Source organism: Streptomyces flavochromogenes, from assembly GCF_000717595.1.
Classification (GTDB): domain Bacteria; phylum Actinomycetota; class Actinomycetes; order Streptomycetales; family Streptomycetaceae; genus Streptomyces; species Streptomyces flavochromogenes.
Genome location: NZ_JNZO01000022.1, coordinates 77153 through 92976 on the forward strand (window position 1 = coordinate 77153; position 15824 = coordinate 92976).

The 15824-nt window shown below is 72.6% G+C and carries 17 protein-coding genes; 7 read left to right on the forward strand and 10 right to left on the reverse strand.

Annotation, left to right across the window (positions count from 1 at the left end):
* Positions 1–50: 50 nt before the first annotated feature.
* From IF00_RS0126205 to IF00_RS0126220, 4 genes are all read left to right on the forward strand, one after another.
* Positions 51–794, forward strand: coding sequence for an SDR family oxidoreductase (locus IF00_RS0126205; RefSeq protein ID WP_030322069.1), 744 nt, complete (start codon positions 51–53; stop codon positions 792–794).
* Between the two features lie 106 nt (positions 795–900).
* Complete coding sequence (locus IF00_RS0126210) at positions 901–2466, forward strand: class I tRNA ligase family protein (protein WP_030322071.1); 1566 nt, start codon at positions 901–903, stop codon at positions 2464–2466.
* Positions 2467–2664: 198 nt separating this feature from the next.
* Positions 2665–3978 carry a D-inositol-3-phosphate glycosyltransferase gene (gene mshA, locus IF00_RS0126215; RefSeq protein ID WP_051820633.1) on the forward strand — a complete coding sequence of 438 codons (1314 nt, stop codon included), beginning with the start codon at positions 2665–2667 and terminating at the stop codon, positions 3976–3978.
* Between the two features lie 217 nt (positions 3979–4195).
* Positions 4196–4399, forward strand: coding sequence for a hypothetical protein (locus IF00_RS0126220; RefSeq protein WP_030322074.1), 204 nt, complete (start codon positions 4196–4198; stop codon positions 4397–4399).
* 166 nt (positions 4400–4565) lie between these two features.
* Here the strand turns inward: IF00_RS0126220 and IF00_RS0126225 are convergent, their stop codons facing one another.
* The 7 genes from IF00_RS0126225 to IF00_RS0126255 all read right to left on the reverse strand — a co-directional run bounded on the left by IF00_RS0126225 (position 4566) and on the right by IF00_RS0126255 (position 10530).
* Positions 4566–5618: a helix-turn-helix transcriptional regulator gene (locus IF00_RS0126225; RefSeq protein ID WP_030322076.1), complete on the reverse strand. Its 1053-nt coding sequence runs from the start codon at positions 5616–5618 to the stop codon at positions 4566–4568.
* Between the two features lie 126 nt (positions 5619–5744).
* The gene (locus tag IF00_RS0126230) at positions 5745–6770 is read right to left on the reverse strand and encodes a helix-turn-helix domain-containing protein (protein WP_030322078.1); all 1026 of its coding nucleotides are present in this window, start codon (positions 6768–6770) and stop codon (positions 5745–5747) included.
* Positions 6771–6955: 185 nt separating this feature from the next.
* Entirely contained in the window at positions 6956–7387 is a 432-nt protein-coding gene (locus IF00_RS0126235; protein WP_030322080.1) for a Fur family transcriptional regulator, read from the reverse strand.
* A 132-nt stretch (positions 7388–7519) separates the two neighbouring features.
* Positions 7520–8380 (reverse strand): SAM-dependent methyltransferase, encoded by an 861-nt coding sequence (locus IF00_RS42840; protein ID WP_158710524.1) that lies wholly within the window; start codon positions 8378–8380, stop codon positions 7520–7522.
* A 203-nt stretch (positions 8381–8583) separates the two neighbouring features.
* Positions 8584–8952 (reverse strand): GNAT family N-acetyltransferase, encoded by a 369-nt coding sequence (locus IF00_RS0126245; protein WP_245234640.1) that lies wholly within the window; start codon positions 8950–8952, stop codon positions 8584–8586.
* Between the two features lie 271 nt (positions 8953–9223).
* Complete coding sequence (locus tag IF00_RS0126250) at positions 9224–10141, reverse strand: M56 family metallopeptidase (protein WP_245234641.1); 918 nt, start codon at positions 10139–10141, stop codon at positions 9224–9226.
* Entirely contained in the window at positions 10138–10530 is a 393-nt protein-coding gene (locus IF00_RS0126255; RefSeq protein WP_037639131.1) for a BlaI/MecI/CopY family transcriptional regulator, read from the reverse strand. Before IF00_RS0126255 ends, IF00_RS0126250 begins: the two co-directional genes overlap by 4 nt.
* An 83-nt stretch (positions 10531–10613) precedes the next feature.
* On the opposite strand from IF00_RS0126255, the gene IF00_RS45775 reads away from it, so the two are divergent.
* Positions 10614–10769: a hypothetical protein gene (locus tag IF00_RS45775; protein ID WP_158710525.1), complete on the forward strand. Its 156-nt coding sequence runs from the start codon at positions 10614–10616 to the stop codon at positions 10767–10769.
* An 18-nt stretch (positions 10770–10787) separates the two neighbouring features.
* Here the strand turns inward: IF00_RS45775 and IF00_RS0126265 are convergent, their stop codons facing one another.
* The 3 genes from IF00_RS0126265 to IF00_RS0126275 form a co-directional block, all read right to left on the reverse strand.
* Positions 10788–11141, reverse strand: coding sequence for a metal-sensitive transcriptional regulator (locus IF00_RS0126265; protein WP_449336563.1), 354 nt, complete (start codon positions 11139–11141; stop codon positions 10788–10790).
* A 10-nt stretch (positions 11142–11151) separates the two neighbouring features.
* Positions 11152–13419, reverse strand: a complete 2268-nt coding sequence (locus IF00_RS0126270; RefSeq protein WP_030322090.1) for a heavy metal translocating P-type ATPase — start codon at positions 13417–13419, stop codon at positions 11152–11154.
* An 88-nt stretch (positions 13420–13507) separates the two neighbouring features.
* Complete coding sequence (locus tag IF00_RS0126275) at positions 13508–13792, reverse strand: heavy-metal-associated domain-containing protein (protein WP_030322092.1); 285 nt, start codon at positions 13790–13792, stop codon at positions 13508–13510.
* A 188-nt stretch (positions 13793–13980) separates the two neighbouring features.
* Between IF00_RS0126275 and IF00_RS0126280 the strand changes: the two genes are divergently transcribed.
* Positions 13981–14991 (forward strand): hypothetical protein, encoded by a 1011-nt coding sequence (locus IF00_RS0126280; RefSeq protein ID WP_030322094.1) that lies wholly within the window; start codon positions 13981–13983, stop codon positions 14989–14991.
* Positions 14992–15043: 52 nt separating this feature from the next.
* The gene (locus IF00_RS0126285) at positions 15044–15742 is read left to right on the forward strand and encodes a copper homeostasis protein CutC (RefSeq protein WP_030322096.1); all 699 of its coding nucleotides are present in this window, start codon (positions 15044–15046) and stop codon (positions 15740–15742) included.
* Positions 15743–15824: the final 82 nt, after the last annotated feature.

Below are 15824 nucleotides of genomic sequence, written 5' to 3' on the forward strand. Positions count from 1 at the left end.
CCACGCTGCAATGGACCGGCCATCGGTATCCGTGGGGAGAGCAGACACACATGAAATTCGAGAATCTGCGTGTCGTCGTGACCGGAGCGTCCCGCTATTTCGGTCGCGCGCTCGCCGTCGGATTCGCGCATCTCGGGGCCGAGGTCTATGTCTCGGCGCGGACCGTCGAGGCCGCCGAACGCACCCGTACCGAAGTCATGGGCTCGGCCCGTGACCGTATCCACGCGTTCGGCTGCGACCTCAGCAGGCCCGCCGAGATCCGGGAGTTCGCCGCCTGCGTCGGCGAACACACCGACCGCGTCGACCTGTTGGTCAACAACGGCGCCCGCTGGCTCGACGGCATGGACCTGGAGGCGGCCAGCGACGCCGAGATCGTCGAGACGATCGAGTCGACGGCCGGCGGCACGGTCCTCATGGTGAAGCACTTCCTGCCCCTGCTGCGCGGCTCGCTGCGGCCCGACATCGTCAACATGGTCGCCGTCCGCGACGCCGAGGGCGCCTCCGCGGCCGCCGGCGCCGCCCACGAGGCCTTCTGGGCGGCGAAGAGCGCCCAGGCGGGATTCGCCGACATCCTCTCGCGGCGCCTCCGCCCCTCCGGCGTCCGTGTGTTCTCTCTCTTCCCGCCCGACTTCTCGACCTCCGACCCGCGCTTCGCGGAATGGGACGGCTCGAATCCGGACGGAATCGCACCCGACGAGAAGCTGACGACGCAGGCGCTCTTCGAATGCATCGTCTACGCGGTCGAGCAGCCCCGCGACTGCTTCATCCGCTCCTTCCACTTCGAGCCCCGCTGACCCCCGCCACCCGTTCGAGCCCGAGCCCGCTGACCCGCCCTGCGCCGACAGCGCTCCGCGTACGCGACCGCTGAAGCCCACCGCACCACAGCGTCAAGGAGGTCCCATGAGCACCCCTGTCTGGATCACCGCGACCCCTCCCGCCACCCACGGCGAACTCCACATCGGCCACCTCGCCGGGCCGTACGTCGCCGCCGACGTCCTCACCCGCTATCTGCGCGCCGAGGGCGAGGCCGTCCGGTTCACCACCGGTACCGCCGATCACGCAAGCTCCGTCGAGGTGCGGGCGCTGCGTCACCACCGCAAGCCCGAGGAGGTCGCGGAGGGCTACCGGGCCGCGATCACCGCGGACTGGCTGCGGTCGGGCGTGGAGTTCGACCACATCGTGCGTCCGCGCCGCGACAAGGGATACGGACGCTGGGTGCAGGACCTCTTCGGGCGGCTCTTCGCGCAGGGCGTCATCGCCCCGCGCACCCGCCTCCTGCCGTACTGCGAGCCGTGCGACCGCTGGCTGTACGGGGCGCACGCCACCGGCACCTGCCCGCACTGCGGTGCGGTCAGCGACGGCGGCATGTGCCACGAGTGCGCGCGGCCGAACGACGGCGGCGACCTCATCGGCGCCCGCTGCGCGCTCTGCGACACCCCGGCGGTGGCCCGCCGCTGCCGCCGGCTCTACGTACCTCTGGAGCCGTTCCGGGAGACGCTCGCCGACTACTGGGCGACGGCCGGGCTGCCGCCGCGGCTCGCCGCGCTGTGCGAGTCGCTCGTCGAGGACGGGCTGCCGGACATCGCGGTCGGCCACCCGGCCGAGTGGGGTCTCCAGGTGCCCCTCGAGGGCTTCCCCGACCACCGGATCGACGGCTGCTTCGAGGCCGCCGCGATGCACCTCTTCGGCTACGACGTGACGGGCCCGCTGCCCCGCCGCGCGATCCACTTCTGCGGTTTCGGGCACGCCTTCTGCCACGCCGTGCTGCTGCCGGTGCTGCTCCTCGCCCAGGACATCAAGCTGCCGCAGGACTTCAACGTCAACGAGTCGTACGTCATCGAGGAGGGCGTCCAGGAGGGCAACGTGTGGGCGCTCGACCTGCTCACCGAGTACGGCTCCGACACCTTGCGCCGCCATGTCCTCCAGGCCCGCCCGCTGGGCCGCCGCACCGTCTTCCAGCGGGAGCGGCTCGCCGCCGCCCGCCGCGAGCTGGACGAGAGCTGGAACAGCTGGCTGTCCCGGCTCTTCGCGGCCGTACGGGAGGAGTGCGGCGGCCTCGCCCCGCAGGCGCTGCCCGGCGGCACCGGCTGGGAGATCCTGGAGCGGCGGCTGCACCGGGGCGTGGACGACCTGCGTGAGGCGTACGGCCCCGATGCCTTCGACCCGCGCCGGGCGGTCGCCGTCCTGGACGAGATGGTCCGTTCGGCTGCCGACTTCGGTCATGTCAACGCCCACGAGCGCTGCCGGCCCAGCACCTCCTGCCGTCATCTCCCGGCGCTGGCCGCCCAGTTGGCGGTGGCGTCGGCTCTGTCGGCGTGGTCTCGGCCGGTGATGCCGGAGGGTGCGGACCGGCTGGCGGCGGCGCTCCAGGCGGCGCCTGGACGCCCGGTCGACTGGCATGCCCTGACGGCCCCCCTCCCGGGGACCCGTCTGGCACCCCCGTCGGGTCCCGTCTTCGGATTCTGATCCTCTCGACGGCTCCTACTACTAAGCAACTAAGTAGCCCAGTAGCCCAGTAGCACGTAGCCCAGGAGCCGGACAGCCCGGCGATCCGGCAACCCGTGTCCGATCCCCCACCCTGCCGCGTGACCGTGCGCGCGAGCGACGCGCAGGGGCACGTGGCTTCCCTCCCCTCAGGAGCCCCTCGTGTCCCTGCGCGTCGCCATGCTCAGCGTCCACACCTCCCCGCTCCACCAGCCCGGGACGGGGGACGCCGGCGGCATGAACGTCTACATGGTCGAGCTCTCCCGCGCCCTGGCCGAACAGGGCGCGGAGGTCGATCTGTTCACCCGCTGCCGGGGCGAGGGCATGCCCCCGCTCGTCGAGCTCGCCCCCGGGGTGAGGGTCCGGCATCTGCACGCGGGGCCGCGCCGGGCGCTGCCCAAGGAGGCCATGCCCGATCTGGTGGTGCCGTTCTCGCTGGCCCTGCTCAAGGAGGAGCGGCGGTACGACCTGGTCCATTCGCACTACTGGCTCTCCGGGCAGGCGGGCCGGATCGCCTCGGTGGGCTGGCGGATCCCGCTGGTGCACACCGCCCACACCCTGGCCCGGGTGAAGAACGCCGCGCTCGCCGCCGGCGACACCCCCGAGCCGGAGCTGCGGGTCAGGGGCGAGCACCAGGTGGCGGGCGCCGCGGACCGGCTGATCGCGAACACGGCGGACGAGGCGGAGGCGTTGCGGTCGCTGTACGGGGCGGAGGAGGAGCGGACCGAGGTGGTGCGTCCGGGGGTGGATCTGCGGACCTTCCACCCGGGCGACGGGCGGGCGGCGGCGCGGGCCCGTCTCGGGCTGCCGGCCGACGCGTTCGTACCGCTGTACGCGGGCCGCATACAGCCGTTGAAGGGCCCGGACGTGCTCGTACGAGCGGTCGCGGAGCTGCTTCGGGAGTCCCCGGACCTGCGTCGCCGGCTCCTGGTGCCGGTGGTCGGCGGGCATTCGGGCGCGACCCGCGAGGGGTCGGCGTGGCAGCTCGCCGCGGATCTGGGGGTGACGGACGTGCTGCGGTCATGCCCTCCCGTGCCGCAGGTGCGGCTCGCGGACTGGTACCGGGCGGCGGACGTCCTGGTGGTGCCCTCGCGGAGCGAGTCGTTCGGCCTGGTGGCCCTGGAGGCGCAGGCCTGTGGGACTCCGGTGCTCGCGGCGGCGGTCGGCGGTCTGTCGACGGCGGTGTGGGACGGGGTGACGGGGATGCTGGTGCGGGGTCACGACCCGGCGGAGTACGCGCGCCGGCTGGGCCGGCTCGCGGCGCACCCGGAGTTGGTGGGGACGATGGGGGAGGCGGCGGTGCGGCATGCGCACGGGATGAGCTGGCGGGCGTCGGCCGCGCGCACCGTCGAGGTGTACCGGGGGGCGCTGGCGGAGACGCGCCGGCCGGTGTTCCCGGGTGGGGAGCGGGTGGTGGGGCAGGGGCGGCGGCACGCCCCTGCCCCGACGGCCCCTCTCTCCTGGAGGAACGAGAAGGCCGTAGCTCAAGTCTAGCATCTCTTTTGGTTCGACCAAAGATATGGGGAGCTCCGGATTTGCCAATTCCGTTGTGGAGAAGGCGGATTGACGCATCCACGCCATGGCGAGTCCACGCAGAGACGAACTATGGATTCGATTCGGGGGCCGGGACAGAATGGAGATGTCTTCAGGGAACGCCCGGCGGCACGGGCCCCCGGAAGGCGGAATTCACATTCCAAGTCCTGGAGGAATCATGTCCGTTGCGCAGAACGCCGGAATCCGCAAGACCGTCCGTCAGCTCCTGGTCGCGGTGGCCGCCTGTACCGCCGTCGCGGGCGGCGCCACCTTCGCCGTCGGCTCCGACAGCGACCACCCGGTCACCCCGCAGACCGTCGCCGGCGTCGCCGAGGACAACGGCTGGCCGGTCGTTCCGCCGAAGCCCTCCCCGACCAACTGACGTCATTCCGCCGGAATTTCACCGGACATATTCTTGCGCCGCCGGGCCCCTCAATCGCTGCCACGATTGTGGGGCCCCGGTATTTCCGCCTCCGTCACGACCGCCCGGGATGCGGCCCCGCGCCGTACTCCTGTCCGTGCCTCCGCCAATTCCCGAATTCCGGCCGTCAGTCCAGCCAGCCGAGCCGCACGGCACGCGCCCCCGCCTCGAAACGGCTCGTCGCGCCCAGCTCCTGCATCAGCTCCGAGATCATCCGGCTGACCGTCCGCAGCGACACCCCGAGCGTGCGCGCGATCCGCTCGTCCTTCATCCCCGAGGCGAGCATGTGCAGCGCCGCCCGCTGCTGCTCCGAAAGACCGTCGCCCCCCGCCTCGGAGGTCGCCTCGTTGCCGTACGGCGTCGCCGTGTGCCAGCAGTGCTCGTACAGGCTCAGATACGGCCGCACCAGCGCGCTGCCCCGCGCCAGGATCGCGCCCTCGCCCGGCTCCTCGGGCCGGATCGGCACCAGGGCGAACTGCTGGTCGGCGATGATCAGGTTCATCGGGACCACGGGGGCCAGCCGGATCTCCACGCCCAGCTCCGCCCGCTGCCCCAGGAACTTCTCCATCTGCGGGTCCGTGGCCTCCTGCCGGCCGTAGATGGCCCGCACCCGCACCCCGTTGGCGATCTGCCGCCGGTCCCGGTCGAGCATCCGGTCCGGGTTCTGCCGCCCCGGCATCCCCGGATGCAGCGCCGCCGAACTCTCCTGCATCACATCGGTGATGTCCTCGATGGCCTGCTGGATCCTGCGGTAGTCGGTGAGCGCCTCCACGTGCGCCTCCGCCTTCGTCAGCGCCTCGGCCCGCAGATAGGAACCCGCGAGGATCTCCAGCGTGCTGTACGCCTCGTCCGCCTCCGCCAGGTGCTCCCGCAGCCGCTCACGCTCCCGCTCCAGGAGCCTGAGCAGCGCGATCTCCGGATCGATCGCCGCCACCGTGTCCGTCTCGGAGCGCCAGCTGCCGTCCTGGACGGCCGTGATGGTGGCATGCGCCTGGCCCGTCGGCACGATCAGTCCCAGGGTGAGGAGTTCGCCGCGACATCGCTCGTACTCCTCCGGCGCGAGCCCGAGTTCCCTGCGGACCTCCTCGAAGTCCGAGACGCCCCGGCGGCGCAGCTCCTGGTACACGGCAAGCAGGACCTCGGTCGTGCCGTCCCCGATGCCGTCGCCCGCAGTGACCATGGCGAAGTGACCCCCTCATCCTCCGAGTCGCCCCGCCCTCACCTTGTCATACGGCTCGGCGGGAGTCCGTCGTGCAATGCCCGTACCCGTACCTGCACCTACCGTGTCGCACCGGAACTCCTCGTACTAGGCCACTTGCTCGGGCCCCTCGCCGTCGAGCAGTCCGAGCCGCGCCGCCTTCACCCCCGCCTCGAAGCGGCTCGCCGCGCCCAGCTCCTGCATGACCTCCGAGAGCAGCCGGCTGACGGTCCGGAGCGACACCCCGAGGCTCCGCGCGATCTGCTCGTCCTTGATGCCCGAGGCCAGCATGTGCAGCGCGGCCCGCTGCTGGTCGGACAGTCCGTCGCCGTCACCGCCGCTCCTGCCGGGCTCCTCGCCGTACCGGGAGGCCGCCTGCCAGCAGTACTCGTACAGGGCGAGGTAGGAGCGGACGAGGCCGGGGCCGCGGGCCAGGATGGTGGGCGAGTCCGGGTCGTGCGGGTCCGTCGGCAGCAGGGCGAAGTTCTCGTCGGCGAGGACCATGTTCATCGGGACGACGGGGGAGAGCCGCAGCTCGACGCCGAGCGCGGCCCGGTCGGCCAGGTGCTGCGTCATCTCGGGCACGGTGCCGACCCGCCGGCTGTACATGGCGCGGACCCGCACTCCGCGGGCGGCCCGGCAGCGGTCCCGGTCCAGCTCGGCGTCCATGTCCTCACGGCGCACGGACCCGGTGTGCATGACGTGGACGGCGCTACGGACGGACTCCGTGAGCTCGGTCAGCTCGCGCAGCACCCGCTGCGGGTCGGTGACGATCTCCACCTCGACCTCGGAGCGGGGCACTGCCCCGGCGCGCAGGAATGGTCCGGCGAGGGATTCGAGGGCGGTGTGCGCGCGGCTGGTCGCGGCGAGGCGCTCCTGGAGCCGGTCACGCTCCCGGCGGAGCAGCCGCAGCAGCGCGACGTCGGGGTCGACGACGGTCCGGTCACCGGAGCGGCCCGAGGTGGTGAGTCCTAAGGAGGCGAGTTCCCCGCGACACCGCTCCCGCTCCTCGGCGGAGAGGTCCAGGCCGTCCGCGACCTGGTCGAAGGTGGTGCCGGGGCGGGTGCGGAGCTCCTGGTAGACGGCGAGAGCCTGCTCGCTGCCCGCGCGGGACACGGCGGCGTTTCTGGACACGGCGCAGCAGACTCCCCTCGGATCCACGCGGATCCTGTTGAATCGCCCCGCTAGACCCTGCCACAAAATCGAACGACACGCACGGAGTTGACCGCCGTCGCGCGTACGGCGGCCGACGACATGCCCGGCGCCGGCCATGCGATCCGCGTACGGATCACAGGCGCTCCCGCACACCCGGCCGCGGGTCAGGCGGCGGGGGCGCTCGCCCGGCAGTCGGGGCACAGGCCCTTGAAGACGACCTCCGCGTCGTCCACGCGCCACTCCGGAAGGGCGCCGTCGGGCGTCGCCGGCGCGGCCGCCGCGACGTTCTCCACGCGGCCGCACACCGTGCACAGCGCGTGCTGGTGCGCGGGTCCCGAGATCTCGAAGACGGCGGGCAGGCCGGGCCGGTCGAACTTGCTGACCAGGCCCGTCTCCTGGAAGTGCCGCAGCATCTCGTACACGGCCTGGCTGGTCAGCGTGCCGAGTCGCTCGCGGGCGGTCGTGGTGATCGCCTCGACGTCGAGATGGCCGCCGGCGGCGAGCACCGTGAGCACCTCCAGGCGCGGGCCCGTGACCCGCAGCCCGACATCGCGCAGGCGCTGGATCACCGCCTCGCGGCCCGTCAGCTCTTCCACGACTGCCATCTTCTCCGCCCGCCCGCCATCTGGTCGGCTCAAACTTTTGTGGGCATCGTACCTCTTGCTCGTCAACCCCGTCAGGGCTCTTCGTCCGTCCGTTCAGTCGGCCGCTGTACAGCCGTCCGCCGTTCAGCCGTCCGTCCGGCACACGAGCAGGACGGACTCGGTCCGCTCGTCGATCCGGTGGCGCCGCCGGCCCTCGATGTGCAGGCCCGCCGAGTGCAGTTCCGCCGCGAGCCGCTCGGGCTCGACGATCCATTTGTCGGTGGTCAGCACGACCCGCTCGGTGGACAGCTTCCCGGTCCTCGCCGCGTAGTACGTGATCCGCTCGCTCATCGACGGCAGGTCGAAGACCTGCCGGGCCACCACCCATTCGTCGATGCCGTCGAATCGGGGCACCTGGAACGCCCAGGTCCGCTGCGGCTCCGCGATGAGCCCCGGCAGCTGGTGCGCCGTGTAGTCGAGGGCGAGCGCCCCGCCCGTCTGCAGATGGGACGCCACCTCCCGCAGCAGCCCGGGCCGCCGTGCCGGGGGTACGGCGGCGACCATCGCGCCCGCGAGCAGCGCGAGCCGGTAGCTGCCGTCGAGCCGGAGGTCGGTGAGGTCCGTCCGGCGGGTGACGACGAGCCCGGCCACCTGCGGACCGATCCGGCGGGCCCAGCCGTCGAGGCGCTCGAGGGCCGAGGCGTCCCGGTCCACGGCTTCCACGGCGAAGCCGTGCCGGGCGAACGGGACGGCGAGCCGTCCGGCGCCGGAGCCGAGGTCCAGAACGGGTCCGCCGGTGGAGCGGGCGAGGCTGAGATACCGGACGATGTCCGCGCTGTGCGGGCCGAGCAGGGCGTCGTGCAGCCAGACGGAGTTCTCGTCGGCGGGGGAGACGGATTCGAGCCCGGGCAGGGTGTCCGAGGTGACCCGGACGCCGGCCCCGGGGGCGGGCTCCGGCTCCCGGCCGTATCGGGACGGCAGGACCGGAGCGAACGCTGCGGGCACGACGGGCAGGGAAGTGCCGCTCGGTGTGTGCATCGCTCCTCCAGGGGCTCGCTCGGTCCATGCCGTCCGGACGAGGTACCCGTGCCGCCGGGGCCCGCGTCGCTGGACCCATCCTGACCTGGGGGAGGAGCCCCGATCCACCGGATCGGGCTGCGTGAACACGCGATGGCGTGGATCTGCCACGCCCAGGAGTACGGCTGTCGCTACAGCGTTCTGCTCCAGCGTCGGGCGGAGAGGGCGGCGAAGCCCAGGTGGGTGTAGAAGGGCAGCGCCGGGTCCGCCTCGGCGGGGAGTTCCACCCGCTGGTCCCGTGCCCCGAAGCTCCGCATCCGGTCCGTGGCCGCCGCCAGCAGGGCCGTACCCACCCCCCGGCGGCGGGAGCCGGACGCCACCGCGAGGGCGTACACCTCGCCCTCGCCCGGCACCGGGACACCGCCCGCGGCGACACCGACGACCGCGCCCTCCGTGTCGGTCGCGACGAGCCAGCCGAGCCAGCCGGGTGCGCCCCCGGGAATTTCAATTTCCGCGCGTATGCGGGGGAGTGCGCATTGTGCGGAGATCAGTCGCCGCATCGGGATTTCGTCCAGGATTCCCGCGTAGCTGCTCCGAATGACGTCGGCAAGCAGCCTGGATATCGTCGTCGCATCGCCGGCCGCGGCCGTCCGAACGCCAGCCAGCTGCATCGGTTCTGTACCCTTCGACGTGCCGAGCCCGAGCCCCAACATACCCACAATAGCGGGGAATTCAGTTGTCCGTGACCGATGCGAAATCTACGAATTCGCTTAGTAAATAGAGCTGTTCGGCAGGTCGGGCGTACTGATCGGACGTACTGAAGTGCGTCGATTAACCGGGGAAGGAACAGCACGCGACGATCAAGGGCGCCATCGCGAGACCCGCGGCCGCGATGGTCATCAGGCCGCGCAGGACGGGATGCCCGGCGCTGTGCGGAGTGAGGATGCGCCGCATCCGCAGCGCCGCCGACGGCCCGCCCGCCGCGAACGCCGACCGCGGCGCCCGCCCCGACGCGAGGGCGTACAGCGCCGTGGCGAGCGCGTCCCGGGTGCACCGGCGTAACGCCCGGTCGTCCGCCGCCATTTCGAGCAGCAGCGGTACGCAGCCCTCCCCGTGCCGGGCGAGCGGCAGGCGGGAGAACACGGCCGCGAAGGCCTCCGACGCGGCGACGAGGAGATGGTGCCGCCCCGCGATGTGGGCCCGCTCGTGCGCGAGCGCCGCCGCGAGCTGGGCGGGCGTGAGGGCGTCCACCGCGCCCGAGGAGACGACGACCCGGCGCGAGCGGCCCGGCAGGCAGTACACGGCGGGGCGCTCGTCGTCGAGGACGGTCGCCCGCAGCGCGGGGTCGTACCGTCCGACGAGCCGCAGCACCCCCGCGTGCCGCACCCGCACCCGGCGGGCCCTGACCAGCCGGCGGACGAACGCGGCGGCGGGCATCGAGAGCACGGTGAGGGAGAGCGCGAAGGCGAACCGTTCGCGCCCGTCGAGCCCCAGGAGCTGCTCGACCGTGGGCGGTTCGAACGCGAACATCATGTCCGCGAGGCGGTGGCTGCTGGCGCTCGACAGGACCAGCTGGGCCGGCAGCAGGGCGGTCGCGACGGCGAAGGCGGCGCCGCACACGGCCCACACGCCCAGGGCGAGCCGGGGCGCCTGCTGGGCCCAGCGTGCCCGGACGAGCAGCCAGGGGACGAGGAAACCGGTGAGGACGACGAGGCCGAGCGGGACGAGGACGTGATGGTTCACGTTCACGCGCCGCTCCCGCCGCCGAGGTCCGGGTCGTGGTCGCCGCGGGCGGCGCGGAGGGCCGCGTCGAGGGCGTCCATGTCCTCGTCCGAGATGACCTCGACGAACCTGAGGAGGGCGGCGGGGCGGTCCTGGCTGTCGCCGAGGGCGTCCCGCATCAGTCCGGCGGTGTACTCCTCGCGGCTGCGGACGGGCTCGTACAGCCAGGCCCGGCCGGCCTTCTCGCGGCGGAGCCAGCCCTTGCGGTGCAGGATGTCCGCGACGGTCATGACGGTCGTGTAGGCGACCCGTCGGCCGCGGTTGATGTCGTCGACGATCTCGCGGACCGTGGCGGGCCGCTGCCAGGCCCACAGCCGGTCCATGATCTCGGCCTCCAGCTCTCCCAGCCGGCGCACGTGCATCCCCTCCCCCTACGGGCGGCTCATGGTACGGGCCGCCTCCCCCGCCCAGGTATACCCCCCAGGGGTACGATGGCGGGATGACGACCTCCCTGCGGAACCGCCCCTGCGTGAAGCTCTGCGACCCCGGTCTGCCCGGTTCCGCGGAGCTGGTGCTCCTCCGGCGGGTGCTCGGGCTCTGTCTTCGCCTGAGCATCACGCTGTCCGCCGAGTGCCCTTCACACAAGGGCGGTTGATTCCGCCGGGCTACTTCGTCAGGTCCGGATCAGCCGGGCGATCGCCTTCGACGCCTCGCCCACCTTCACCTTCGCCTGGTCCCCGCCCTGCGCGATGGCCTCCGTGACGCAGCAGCTCAGGTGCTCGTCGAGCAGCGCCACCGCGCAGGACTGGAGGGCCGCGTTGATCGCGGAGACCTGGGTGAGGACGTCGATGCAGTAGACGTCCTCGTCGACCATCCGCTGCACCCCCCTGACCTGCCCCTCGATCCGGCGCAGGCGTCTGATGATGTCTTCCTTGTGCTGTCCGTAACCGGCCACGACGGGCTCCTCGGAGATTCGGCGGGGAAGGGCGGGTCCGCCGGTGGAATCACCGGCGGACCCGTCGATCAGTGGATGTCCGTCAGCGGTCGGCTGCCTGGAAGCCCCGCAGACGGAGGCTGTTGCCGACCACGAAGACCGAGGAGAAGGCCATGGCAGCGCCCGCGATCATCGGGTTGAGCAGTCCGGCCGCGGCGAGCGGCAGGGCCGCCACGTTGTAGGCGAAGGCCCAGAAGAGGTTCGAGCGGATCGTGCCGAGCGTCTTGCGGGAGAGCCGGATCGCGTCGGCCGCGGCCCGCAGGTCTCCCCGTACGAGGGTCAGGTCGCCGGCCTCGATGGCGGCGTCCGTGCCGGTGCCCATGGCCAGACCGAGGTCGGCCTGGGCGAGCGCGGCGGCGTCGTTGACGCCGTCCCCGACCATGGCGACCGAACGGCCCTCCGCCTGGAGCTTCTTGACGACGTCGACCTTGTCCTGCGGCATGACCTCCGCGATGACCTCGTCGATGCCGACCTCGGCGGCGACGGCCTCGGCGACCGCCTTGTTGTCACCGGTGAGCAGGATCGGGGTGAGGCCGAGGGCCCGCAGCCGCCGGATGGCCTCGGGGCTGGTCTCCTTGACGGCGTCGGCGACCTCCAGGACCGCGCGGGCCTCGCCGTCCCAGGCCACCGCGATCGCGGTCCTGCCGGCCTTCTCGGCGGTGTCCTTCGCGGACTTGAGGCCCGCGGGGAGCGCCATGGCCCATTCGTCGAGGAGCTTCTCGCGGCCGACGAGGACGGCGTGGCCGTCGACGACGCCCTGGACGCCGAGTCCCGGGATGTTGGCGAAGTCCTCGGGGGCGGGCAGGGTCCCCACCCTGGCGGCGGCACCGGTGGCGACGGCCTGGGCGATCGGGTGCTCGGAGGAGTGCTCCAGGGCGCCCGCGAGCCGCAGGACGTCGGTCTCGTCGGTGCCCTCGGCGGTGTGGACCTTGATGAGGGTCATCCGGCCGGTGGTGACGGTGCCGGTCTTGTCGAGGACGATCGTGTCGACCTTGCGGGTGGTCTCCAGGACCTCGGGGCCCTTGATGAGGATGCCGAGCTGCGCGCCGCGGCCGGTGCCGACCATGAGGGCGGTCGGGGTGGCCAGGCCGAGGGCGCAGGGGCAGGCGATGATCAGGACGGCGACGGCGGCGGTGAAGGCCGCGGTCAGCCCCTGACCCGTGCCCAGCCAGAAGCCGAGGGTGCCGAGCGCGAGCGCGATGACGACGGGGACGAAGACGGCCGAGATCCGGTCGGCGAGGCGCTGGGCGGCGGCCTTGCCGTTCTGCGCGTCCTCGACGAGCTTGGCCATCCGGGCGAGCTGGGTGTCGGCGCCGACGCGGGTCGCCTCGACGACGAGGCGGCCGCCGGCGTTCAGGGTGGCGCCGGTGACGGAGTCGCCTACGGAGACCTCGACCGGGACGGACTCGCCGGTGAGCATGGAGGCGTCGACGGCGGAGGAGCCCTCGACGACCGTGCCGTCGGTGGCGATCTTCTCGCCGGGGCGGACCAGGAAGCGGTCGCCGACCTGGAGTTCGGCGGTGGGCACGGTGACCTCGCGGCCGCCGCGCAGGACGGTGACCTCCTTGGCGCCCAGCTGCATCAGCGCCTTGAGCGCGGCGCCCGCCTTGCGCTTCGAGCGGGCCTCGAAGTACCGGCCGGCGAGGATGAAGGCGGTGACGCCGGCCGCGGCCTCCAGGTAGATGTTCCCGGCGCCGTCGGTGCGGGCGATCGTGAACTCGAACGGGTGGGTCATCCCCGGCGTCCCGGCGGTCCCGAAGAACAGTGCCCACAGGGACCACAGGAAGGCGGCGATCGTGCCGACCGAGATCAGCGTGTCCATGGTGGCGGCGCCGTGCCTGGCGTTCGTCCAGGCGGCGCGGTGGAACGGCCAGGCGGCGTAGACGACGACCGGCGCGGCGAGCGTGAGGCTCAGCCACTGCCAGTACTCGATCTGGAGCGCCGGGACCATCGCCATCGCGATGACGGGCACGGCGAGGGCGACGGCGGTGATCAGCCGCTGCTTGAGGGGCCGCAGCTCCTCGTCGGCCTTCTCCTCGTCGGAGGGGCCGCCGGGGGCGCCGAGGGTCTCGGAGCGCGGGGGCGCGGGCTCGGCCGCGGTGTAGCCGGTGGCCTCGACGGTGGCGATGAGGTCGGCGACGTCGATGTCGGCGTCGAAGGTGACCTTCGCCTTCTCGGTGGCGTAGTTGACGGTGGCCTCGACCCCGTCCATCCGGTTGAGCTTCTTCTCGATACGGGCCGCACACGAGGCGCAGGTCATGCCGCCGATGGCGAGCTCGACCTGGGCGGTGCCCGGTGTCGTCGTTGTCATTAGCTCTTCCTGCTCCTCGTGAGTACGGGTGTCGGGGGCCGGGGCCCGGGCGTGGTGGGCGGGCCCCGGCGGCCGAGGGGGCTGTCGGTCAGGCGCGGCCGGTGAGCTCGTAGCCCGCGTCGTCGACCGCCGCGGTGATCGCCGCGTCGTCGGGCTCGCCGCCCGTGGTCACGGTGACGAGGCCGCCGTCGACGTCGACGTCGACGGAGATGACGCCGTCGAGCGCGCTGACGGACTTGGTGATCGCGGTCCTGCAGTGGCCGCAGGTCATGCCGGTGACGGCGTAGACCGTGACGGTGCTGTCGGCGACCGCGACGGCGGTGGCCTCCGTGGTGGTCGAGCAGCTGTTGTCGGGGGTGCAGCAGGAGCCCATGGCTTCTCCTCGGTCGGTTCCGGTGGGGCAGAATACCCTCGGGGGGTATCCGCTTCGATTCCATGTATACCCCCCGCCCGTATCTGGCGCAAGCAGTTCCCCGGCTTGACTTGATACCCCCCAGGGGTATGGTGAAGTGCATCGAACGGCTACCGACGCCGCCACCGCCCACGTACGGGAGAGCAGCCATGAACACCGGAGCGAAGATCACTGCCTATGCCGCCGCACTCGCCGCGACCTTCGGGGCCGCCTACGGGGTGGGCGCGGGTGTCGGCCCCGTCGAGGAGCCGAAGAAGGCCGGGCACGGGGAGCACGCGGCCGCGCCCGCACCGTCGAAGAGCGCGGCGGCGGACGGTCACGCCGGGCACGAGGAAGGTGCCCCCGCGAACACCCCCGGCACCGCCGCCGCGAACGCGCCCGGCGGCCTCCAGGTCTCCGAGGGCGGCTACACCCTGGCCATGGAGACCCCCGTCCCCGCTCAGGGCAGGAGCACCCTGAAGTTCTCCATCAAGGACTCGGCAGGGAGGAAGGTCACCGCGTTCACCACCGAGCACGGCAAGGAACTGCACTTCATCGTCGCCTCGCGCGACCTCAACACCTTCCGCCACCTCCACCCGGTGAAGGCGGCCGACGGCACCTGGTCGGTGACCGCGGACCTGCCCGGCGCCGGCGGCTACAAGGCCTTCGCCGACTTCAAGCCCGCCGTGCCCGGCGCCCGGGGCATCACGCTCGGCGTCGACCTCTCCGTACCGGGGGCGTACGCGCCGAAGCCGCTGCCCGCCGTCGCCCCGACCTCCACCGTCGACGGCTACCAGGTCCGCCTCGGCGGCACCCTGAACCCCGGCAAGGCCGGCGAGCTCCGGCTCACCGTCACCAAGGCCGGAAAGCCGGTCACCGACCTGGAGCCGTACCTCGGGGCGTACGGACATCTCGTCGCCCTGCGCGACGGCGACCTCGCCTACCTCCACGTGCACCCGAACGAGGGCGGCCCCGGCCCGGACGTCTCCTTCACGGCGACGGCGCCCAGCGCGGGCACGTACCGCCTGTTCCTCGACTTCCAGCACGAGGGCAAGGTGCGGACGGCGGCCTTCACGGTGACGGCGGGCGGGGCCGGGACCGGATCCGCGGCCGGCGACAAGGTGCCCGTCCCCGCAGCCGGTGAGGCCACGCACGATGCGGGAGGCCACTCACACGGCTAGGCTGGTCATTGGACTAGACCTGTAGAGACGCATTCATGGAGGAATGGGCTCGATGAGCAACCGTGCAGTCCTTGAGGTGATCGCCCTCGACGAGGAAGACGCGGTCGCTGCCCAGACCGGTGGAGCCGACAGGCTCGAACTCGTCACCGACATGGCGGCGGACGGACTCACCCCGTCCCGGACCGGCTTCGCCGCCATCCGCGCCGCCGTCGACATCCCGCTGCGCGTGATGCTCCGCCTCACCGACGGCTTCGCGGCCGGCGGACCCGAGGGCATCGACGCCCTGGTGACCCGGGCCCTGGACCTGCGCGAGGCGGGCGCCGACGAGTTCGTCCTCGGCTTCCTCACCGCCGACGGCGAACCCGACCTCGTGGCCGTCGAGCGCCTCATCGCCGTCCTCGACGGCTGCCGCTGGACCTTCCACCGGGCGATCGACCGCACCGCCGACCGCGACGGACTGCGCAAGCGACTCGCCGACCTGCCCGGCCTCGACACCTACCTGACGGCCGGCGCCGCCACCGGGGTCGACGACGGCCTGGCGACCCTCAAGGCCGAGGCCGCCCGCGCGGGCGAGCCCGGCTACGAGGCCCGGATCCTCGTCGGCGGCGGCCTCCGCCTCGACCACCTCCCCGAACTGCGCGCGGCGGGCCTCGACGCCTTCCACATCGGCGGCGCGGCCCGCCCCCAGGGCTGGGCGGCCCCGGTCTCGGCGAACGCGGTACGCACATGGCGCGAGGCCCTGGACGCGTAGGGGTTCCGACGGCGGGGCGGGCGCCCGGGTCCGGCTCGGGACTCGGGTCCGGCGCGGGTCCGGCTCGGAACTCGGGACCGGC